The sequence below is a fragment of the Streptomyces sp. NTH33 genome (assembly GCF_003236365.1).
GTDB lineage: Bacteria > Actinomycetota > Actinomycetes > Streptomycetales > Streptomycetaceae > Streptomyces.
Window position 1 is genome coordinate 1 of sequence record NZ_POTZ01000312.1, and the last position, 8438, is coordinate 8438.

Sequence of the window (8438 nt, forward strand, 5' to 3'; positions counted from 1 at the left end):
CCCCTGCTCTTCCCGTCCCCGGGGCTGCGCCCCCGGCCCCCCGTTCATCGGCCTTCGGCCTCGTCCTCAGGCGCCGGACGGGCTGGTTTTCTCCTCGGTTTCCCTGATCGCATCCCGATAAGCCCGCGCCGCCGCCCGCAGCGCCGCCTCCGGGTCCACGCCTTCCGCCTCTGCGCGGACCGCCAGGGACAGGAGTTCGTAGCCGATGCCCTCCCGCTTCGGGAGCGGGACGTCCAGGCCCGCCGTGCGGACCCGGGACGCCAGCTTCGCCGCGAGGGCGAGGCCGGGCTGGCCGAGCGGGATGCCCTCGGTGACGGAGGTGCGCTGCTTCTCGACGGCCTTGGTGCGCAGCCAGTGCGCCTTGACGTCCTCCGGGGTCTCGGCGGTCTCCTCCCCGAAGACGTGCGGGTGGCGGTGGATCAGCTTGGCGACGATGGTGCCGGCCACGTCGTCGACGGAGAACGGCTCCTCGGGGTCCTCCTCGGCGATACGGGCGTGGAAGACCACCTGGAGCAGGACGTCGCCCAGCTCCTCCCGCAGCTCCTCCCGGTCGCCGTCCTCGATCGCCTCGACCAGCTCGTACGCCTCCTCGATGCCGTACTTCGCCAGGCCCTCGTGGGTCTGCCGCGACGACCAGGGGCACTCGGCGCGGATGCGGTCCATGACCTGGACGAGGTCGAGCAGACGGGCGCCCGGCAGGTCGTAGGAGGCGGGCAGCAGCTCCAGCTCCGGCATGTTCACACGGCCGGAACCGGCCAGGCGGGCCAGGCCGTCGGTCAGGGCGGGCTCGCCCTCGCCGGTGGCCACGACCACGACCGTACGGCCGCCGGCGCACGCGTCGACCAGGTCCCCGGCGGTCGGGGACGCCTCGGCGACGGATACACCTGCCTCCCGCAGGTACGGCAGCTGCGGATGCGTCCCGTCCGCGCACAGCACCCGGTCGGCCTTGCGCAGCGCCTGCCAGGCGGGCCAGGACAGCAGCCCGGGGGCGACCCGGTGGCTGGTGGTGAGCAGGACGATCCGGCCCGGGGCCGCTGCGGAGGGAGTCGTACTGGTGGTGTTCACGCTCCGAACGTAACGCACCGGGCCGGCGCCGCCCCCGGGTCAGCCGGCGGCCGAGACCTCCCGCAGCCAGGGCGTCTTCGCGTCCGCCCGGCTGGTCTTCTGCGCGTCCCAGGTGCCGTAGCGCGGGTTGAGGTCGACGTCCAGTTCGGCGGAGGCGTCGGACAGCGCCTTCCAGAAGGCCGGCCGGCTGGTGTCGGTCTGCAGCCGTTCCGCGAGCTTCTGCGCCTCCAGCTGCAGCCGCAGGTTCTCGTCGAGGTGCTGCGGCGGCACTCCGTACTGCTGCAGCCAGGTGTTCTCCAGCCCCTTGGCGCCGCCCGTCTGCTGCTCCAGCTCGGTGCGCAGCTGCTGGACATCGCGGCGGGTGACGTCGACGCCGGCGTTCTCGGCGGCGCGGTCGAGCACCCGGTCGAGCACCATCCGGTGCAGGGTGTCCCGGGTGAGGGTGCCGGTCTGGGCGACGACCTGCTGGTACTGCGTCTCGTCGGCCACCGCGGACCGCTGCGCCTCGCGCACCTCGTTCACCCTGTTCTGCAGCTGCGCCACGGTGATCCGCTGCCCGCCGACGACGGCCGCCGCGCCGGGATGCGCGTCGCTTCCACAGGCGGTGAGCAGGGGAGCCGCCGCGACGATCGCGGCGGACAGGACGAGCGCGGTGCGACGGCGGCGGTGCAAGGAGACCTCCCGTTTGGAGATTGTGCGACGGTGCACAAAGTCTTGCGGTGATCGATAGTAGGCAGCGGCCGGGCTCCGGCCAAGCCATTGGACCAACGATTCACCGCGACTTCGGGCACCGCCGCCTCTCTCCGTCAGCCTGTGATCGCCACCGGCGCGTCCCAGGCGTCGCGGTCGACGGTGAGGGTGTACCCGCCACGCGTCTCCTTGCTGTTGACCATGTACTGGTGGGCCCGGCTGTGGTCGGTGAACTGGGTCTTGCCGAACGGCCAGTCCGTGGTCGTGGTGTTCTTGCCGTCCCACAGGGCGTACCAGAGGTTGCCCGGCAGGTCGGTCTTGTTCGTCGCGGTCGCGACGGCCTTGGCGCTGGAGCTGGTGAAGCCGTAGAAGCCGGCCCGGTACGTCTTGGCGCGCAGCTCCTTGTCGAAGGCGCGGACGTAGGTGAGCACGGCGTCGTTGCACGCCTTGTCGGTGATGTCGTACGGCTCCATGTCGAGGTAGATCGGGCTGCCGGCCTTGATGCCGAGCGCCGCCGACTTGGCCACCGCGTCCTTGGCGTCGGCGGTGCCGAGGGAGGCGGCGGTGGCGGCGGTGAGCCGCTCGGGGTTGGCGCTCTTCTGGCAGGGCGGCTGGGCGCCGACGTAGAGCGGGATGAGCTTCCAGCCCATGGAGCTGACCGACTTCACCCAGGAGGCGGTGAGGTTGGGCTGGGCGCAGCCGCGGTTCTTGCCGCCGACGTAGACGGCGGCGGCGCCGTAGAACCCGGTGTTCCAGGCCTTCATGGCGCTCAGCGAGGGCGCCGAGCAGGTGTCGAAGGCACGGCCGGTGAAGGTCTTCTGCGCGGGCCAGGTGGTGGCCGCCATGGAGGTCTGTGCCGCGATTCCGGCACCGGCGGCGACGACGGCCCCGACCGCCGTCCACGTGAGGTACCTGCGCTTCTTCGACTGCCGGTGCTCGGCCATCCCCACCCCTGTTGTCGTGTACGTGCGGTGCGCGTTACTGAGGCACGCTAACCGACGCCACCTCTTCGGTCCCCAAAATGATCGCCTCGCCGGCCACAAGACTCACTCAAGGCACAGCAAAAACACGTGCGTCACCTGCGACGGACGGCCACGACAACGGCGCGGCCACGGCGAAGAAGCTGACGGAGCGGATCGTCGCGTCCCTGAAGACGGCTTCGGCGAAGGCTCCCTGACGCGAGGCCACGCGCACCACCCGGTGGCTTGGTCCTGCTCCCTGCGCCGCCAGGGAGCAGGACCAAGCCACCGTGGGGGGGTGGAGGTGGAAAAGCGCCTGGAAGCCGGCTGGTTCCAGCGAATCGCCTGGTCGGTCCCGGCCTGGGGTTCGCCAGTGCCGCATCAGACACCCGTTGCCCCTTGGTGATGTGACGCGCCGTTCGGACGCTGGTCCGGACGGCGCGGCGTCGTCAGGCTGTCCGGGTGGCGGCCTCGCGGTCAGGCAACGCTTCCACACGGCGGTGGGTAACCGCGTCGATGAGCAGGGTCGCATGCCGGCGGCCGCGACGCAGGGCCAAGTCGTCCATGCTCAGCACCGCTCCTGCACCACGTGCGCGACCGCACGTTCCGTGAGGACGACTCCAAGGTCCGCACCGGACGGCTGCCCCGCGCGATGGCGTCCTTGCGCAATCTCGCCCTCTGCGGCCACCGCCGAAACGGCGACCGCACCATCGCCGCCGCCGTCCGCCACGCCGCCCGCGACTCCACCCGCCCCATCACGGCCCTTGGCCGCACGTCACGGTTTGACGAAATCGGACAGGCCGACTTCACGCAAAGGACCCTAGCTCAAGAGATGCTCAAGTTTGGTTCACGCCATAGTCAACGGCAATGAGTGCGCATACGCTCACCTCCGATCCAGTTGGCTAGTACATCTTCCAAGGGGGTTGTAGTCGCGGATCAGTCCAGTCCGTGGGTGTCACGGAAGCCCGATAGCTGCCATGGTGCAAAAGGCGAGCGCGAGGTCGTTTCATCTAGAAAGGACAGTTCCAGGATGGCATTCATAAGAAACAGGATGCGTTGGAGGCGACTCCTGGCGCTTCCGGTCGCGGCGTTTGCCTGCGTTCTGGCAGGTGCCGGCCTCAGTCCCGCTGCGGGACAGGAAGCGGAGACGAAGGCGAAGGCGTTCGTTCCCGGCACCTCGTATTTCGACGAAAATGGTTACATCGAATACGTGGCGGGCAATTCACCGGTGATCTTCACCGCCCCGCACGGGGGGTCGCTGACCCCGGAAGCCATTCCCGCACGGACCGCCGCTGCGTGTGGGCCGAAAACCGTCACCCAGACCGACCTGAACACGGAAGATCTCGCCCGCCAGATCCAGCAGGCCTTCTTCGCCAAGACGGGCAAGTACCCGCACGTCGTCATCAACCGTCTCGCCCGTTCACGCCTCGACGCCAACCGCGACATCGGGTCGGCGGCGTGCGGCAACCCGTCGGCCGAACAAGCGTGGCGCGACTACCACGGGTTCATCGATGCCGCCAAGGCGGACGTGCTCGCCGAGTTCGGCCGGGGCTGGTACACGGACCTCCACGGTCACGGGCACGCCGTCCCGCGCCTGGAGCTCGGCTACCAGTTGCTCGACGAGACGCTTCGCCACTCCGACGCCGAGCTGGACGCTGCGCCGGCCTACGAGCAGAGCGCGTCGTTCCGGACGTTCTCCGAGGAGTCACCGCTGTCGTTCTCGGCGCTCCTGCGCGGACCGACGGCGCTCGGCACCTACCTCGCCGACGCGGGTTATCCGTCCGTGCCGAGCCAGCAGGATCCCGCCCCGCAGGTAGGCGAACCCTATTTCACGGGCGGGGATCCCGGGTACAACACCCCGCGGCACGCCTGCGCGGACGGCGGCCGCATCTGCGGGGTGCAGATCGAGACGAACTACGCCGGCGTGCGGAACACGCTGACCAACCGCTCCAACTTCGCGACCGCGCTCGCCGACGTCTACCCGAAGTTCCTCGCGCAGTTCGGTATCCGGATGGAGCCCAAGGCGCAGACTCCGCCCACGCCGAGCGACGAGGTCATCGTCGACAACTTGAACTCTTTCAACGACCCGGCCAAGGCGCGTTTCGTCACCTCGGGCAGCTGGGTGGACGGCAACAACAGCCAGTCTCACGGCCTCAACTTCCGGCTGTTGTCCAACCCGTCGGCGGGGGACACCGCGGAGTTCCGGTTCTACGTTCCGACGCCAGGCTCGTATGCGATTGATGCCTGGTGGCCGGCGCAGTCCGGTCGATCCAAGAACGTCGTGTACCAGATCCACGAGGGCGACGGCAGCACCGCACTCGCGGAATCGGTGCGCGATCAGCGCGTCGACGGTGCACGGTGGAATCCGTTCGGCGTCCACCACTTCGGCAAGGCGGGTTGGGCCAAGGTGGTGGTGTCGCAATCTCCCGGCTCAACTGGTTCGCTTGCCGCGGACGCCGTCCGGGTGACTCTCACGCACCTGACACCGTCGGAAGGTGTTGCGGTGCTGGCGGGGCTCGTCGGTGAGCTGCCGGTCAACGCGGGGAACGCACAATCGCTGAACGCGAAGCTCGATGCCGCGAGCGCGCAGTTCGGCCGCGGCAACGTCGAGGCGGGAAAGAATCAGCTGGGTGCGTTCATCAACCAGGTGACGGCCTTCGAGAGGGCCGGAAGCCTCTCGGCCGAGCAGGCGCGACCCGTCATCGCATACGCAGAGCGCGTGATCCGCGATGCTGAGCAGCAGGCCGGTCAGTGACACCGAACCAGACGTTCGTCGATGAAGGGAGCGACAGCACCGCCACGTCCGTGATGGACGGGAACAATACCTCCTCCAGCCGGGACAACGTCTCTTCCACGGCGCCGAACCGTAGGCCGCACCGAGACCGACGCTGATCGTTTTCAGGCAACTTCCCGGAGGTCGATCCGAGCGTCCGCCCTCACTCGGCGTGGCCGCATCACGGAAAGCGAGCCGGAACCGAAACCCGTGAACAGAGCCCTCCGCAGGAGCGAACCCGAGGACGACGAGGAGCTGTGACGAGTCTTCACCACCAGCCGGGGCTGGGGCCGGAAACAGTCGGCTCCAGCCCCGTGCGCGTCGGCCGAACCACGGAACCCGCCCCGGCCGACCGCGGACATCGACCGACGCGCGTCACGACCTGCAGGGCGAACGCTGCCCGCTGACGGCGACGCTGCTGTTCGCCCTCTTCGACGGACGCGTGACGGCGCAGGGGGCGCAGCCGGCGTACGGGACGCCGGCTGCGCCTGCTCAGGGGCGGCTCAACGCGTCAGGACGGTGGCTGGAGCACGGAGTCGATGACGTAGACGGTGGCGTTCGCAGCCTTGATGTTGCCGCAGACGATGTTCGCCTTGCCGTTCACCTTGAACGCGGTACCCGATCCCGAGGTGGTCAGTTTGCCGCCTTCCACCGTCGTGAAGGAGCCCTTGGACAGTTCGTTCGGGGTGATCTTCTTGCCCACGACGTGGTAGGTCAGCACCTTCTTCAGCTGGGCCTCGTTGCCCAGCAGCGAGGTGACCTGCGACACGGTGAGCTTCTGGAAGGCCTTGTCGTTGGGGGCGAAGACGGTGATGTCGGACTTCCCGTCGAGGGTGCTGTTCAGCCTTGCCCTGACCACGGCTGCGACCAGCTGGCTGAGTTGCGGGTACGCGGCCGCGGCTTCCGTGACCTTGTCCTTGGACGTGTCGGCCTTCTGGGAAAGCGCCGAACAGCCGGTACCGAACGTTCCCGACGGGCTGGGGGACGGACTTTGGGCGTAGCTCTGCGAGGCCAGGCCGCCCAGCGTGAGGGGAATCGCGAGTGCGGTCGCCGTTGCGGCTCTTGCTGTGCGTGGGGCAGTGAACCTCATGGCAAACCCTCCTCCTGCAGAGGCGTGAACGCTGCATGAGTCTGCGTGGCGGAAGTCGTCGTTTCCGCTGGTCCGGTGGCGCACCCGGTGTCGGGACCCCGCCACAGGCGCTACCAGTATGTCCAGCAGTACCGGTGAACGCATCTTGGAGCACGGGTCAGGCGGCGGCCAGCTCGCACCAGACGACCTTGCCCCGGTTGCCCTCCCTGGCCAGCGGCTGCCATCCCCACAGGTCCGCGCAAGCCTTGACCAGCGCCAGCCCCCGCCCCTCCTCCGACTCGGCGACCTGCTCCAACGGCACCGACGGCTCCGGCGGCGCGGGGTCCGCGTCCCACGCCCCGATCCGCAGCACGCCGGCGGACCACCGTACGCGCAGGGCGGCGGGCCCCTTGGTGTGCCGTACGGCGTTGGAGACCAGCTCGGTGGCGAGCAGTTCGGCCACGTCGGCCAGGCGGATCAGGCCGTGCACGGTGAGGATCAGGCGGAGGGTGCGGCGGCTGACCGTGACGGCGCGGGGGTCGTTGGGGATGTAGAGGCAGTACTCCCAGGGGTCGGTCCCCGTGGCGGCGCTGGTTTCGGGCATGGGTCAACTCCGGTCATCGAGGGCTGAAGGGGATCTACGGCGAGGTACGGGCGGTGGCATTGCCGCAGCCGTCATGGCAGGACGGAGCGGTGCGCTTCCGGTGCCCCGGGATTTCGCAGCGTGTGCGTCGCGTCACCGACGGTAGATCTAAATATAGGGACGCGACAAGCGGATCGCGTAATCTGACGCCGAACGAGTCGCGCCCGCAAGCGCGTTAGGAGGGCCAGTCGATGGTGAAGAGGCGCGAACCGACGGCACGCCAGATGCGGCTGGCAACTGAACTGCGCAGGCTCCGTGAGGCCGCGGGGCTCAACTCCCGCCAGGCAGCCGGGCTGCTCGGCGTGAGTCCCGCCCAGATCACCCATATCGAGTCCGCACTCGCGGGCGTGAGCGAGCAGCGGCTCCGTCGTCTCGCCTCCCACTACGCCTGCACCGACGACGGGTTCATCGACGCCCTGGTGGCGATGGCCACCGATCGGACACGCGGCTGGTGGGAGGAGTACCGGGGCCTCCTCCCCACGTCGTTCCTGGACTTGTCCGAGTTGGAGCACCACGCCCGGTTCCTGCGCCACGTGGCGATCCTGTACATGCCGGGCCTGCTGCAGACGGAGGACTACGCGCGTGCCGTCTTCTCGTCCAGGCTGCCGGAACTGACCGAGGAAGAACTTGAGTTGCGCATCCAGCACCGAAAGGCGCGCCAGGAGTTCAGCATCCCGTACGAAGCGGTGATCCATGAGGCGGCCCTCCGGATCAGAGTCGGCGACCGTGCCACCTCAAGGGCCCAGCTCACCCGGCTCCTCGAGCTCTCCGAAGCGGACCACATCACCGTGCGCGTCATCCCCTTCGACCTGGACGGCTTCGCCCGCGCCTCCAGCACGATGACGTACGTGGGCGGCCCCCTGCCCAAGCTCGACACCGTGGTCCGCGACGCGCTGCACGGCTCGGCCTTCATTGATTCCGAGACTCAGCTCAACACCTACCGAACGAGTTTCCGTAAGGTGGAGGCCGCGTCACTCGACCCCGAACAGTCGCGTGAATTCGTCCACAGGCTGGCGAAGGAGTTGTGAGGATCCCCATGGACACCTGGCGGAAGTCGTCCTACTCGGGCCCGGGCGACGGCAACGAGTGCGTCGAGATCGCGAACTCCCCCACCCGCATAGCCGTCCGCGACTCGAAGGCCCCGGCCAGAGCCACCCTCACTTTCCCGGCCGGCGCCTTCGGCAGCTTCATCCAGGCCCTCAAGGGGACCGACCTCGCCGGATTCCACGGCTGAGAAGC

General features: G+C 68.8%; 9 protein-coding genes. 4 read left to right on the top strand and 5 right to left on the bottom strand.

Going from position 1 to position 8438, the window contains the following annotated elements; genetic code table 11:
- Positions 1–66: 66 nt before the first annotated feature.
- The 3 genes from C1I97_RS25405 to C1I97_RS25415 all read right to left on the bottom strand — a co-directional run bounded on the left by C1I97_RS25405 (position 67) and on the right by C1I97_RS25415 (position 2699).
- Entirely contained in the window at positions 67–1065 is a 999-nt protein-coding gene (locus tag C1I97_RS25405) for a nucleoside triphosphate pyrophosphohydrolase (protein ID WP_111005496.1), read from the bottom strand.
- 39 nt (positions 1066–1104) lie between these two features.
- Entirely contained in the window at positions 1105–1737 is a 633-nt protein-coding gene (locus tag C1I97_RS25410; RefSeq protein WP_111005497.1) for a SurA N-terminal domain-containing protein, read from the bottom strand.
- A 134-nt stretch (positions 1738–1871) separates the two neighbouring features.
- Entirely contained in the window at positions 1872–2699 is an 828-nt protein-coding gene (locus C1I97_RS25415) for a glycoside hydrolase domain-containing protein (protein ID WP_111005498.1), read from the bottom strand.
- Positions 2700–3303: 604 nt separating this feature from the next.
- Between C1I97_RS25415 and C1I97_RS39335 the strand changes: the two genes are divergently transcribed.
- Positions 3304–3585 (top strand): hypothetical protein, encoded by a 282-nt coding sequence (locus tag C1I97_RS39335; RefSeq protein WP_146608285.1) that lies wholly within the window; start codon positions 3304–3306, stop codon positions 3583–3585.
- A gap of 159 nt (positions 3586–3744) precedes the next feature.
- On the top strand, positions 3745–5469 hold the full coding sequence (locus C1I97_RS25420) for a golvesin C-terminal-like domain-containing protein (protein WP_258382727.1): 1725 nt from the start codon (positions 3745–3747) through the stop codon (positions 5467–5469).
- Between the two features lie 529 nt (positions 5470–5998).
- Here the strand turns inward: C1I97_RS25420 and C1I97_RS25425 are convergent.
- A complete protein-coding gene (locus tag C1I97_RS25425) occupies positions 5999–6577 on the bottom strand; it encodes a fasciclin domain-containing protein (RefSeq protein WP_111005499.1) in 579 nt (192 codons plus the stop codon).
- Positions 6578–6734: 157 nt separating this feature from the next.
- Positions 6735–7160 carry an ATP-binding protein gene (locus C1I97_RS25430; RefSeq protein ID WP_111005500.1) on the bottom strand — a complete coding sequence of 142 codons (426 nt, stop codon included), beginning with the start codon at positions 7158–7160 and terminating at the stop codon, positions 6735–6737.
- 230 nt (positions 7161–7390) lie between these two features.
- Here C1I97_RS25430 and C1I97_RS25435 point away from each other — a divergent pair, with 230 nt between their 5' ends.
- Together C1I97_RS25435 and C1I97_RS25440 are read left to right on the top strand one after the other, a co-directional pair.
- Positions 7391–8227 (top strand): helix-turn-helix domain-containing protein, encoded by an 837-nt coding sequence (locus tag C1I97_RS25435; RefSeq protein ID WP_111005501.1) that lies wholly within the window; start codon positions 7391–7393, stop codon positions 8225–8227.
- Between the two features lie 8 nt (positions 8228–8235).
- Positions 8236–8433 (top strand): DUF397 domain-containing protein, encoded by a 198-nt coding sequence (locus tag C1I97_RS25440; RefSeq protein WP_111005502.1) that lies wholly within the window; start codon positions 8236–8238, stop codon positions 8431–8433.
- Positions 8434–8438: the final 5 nt, after the last annotated feature.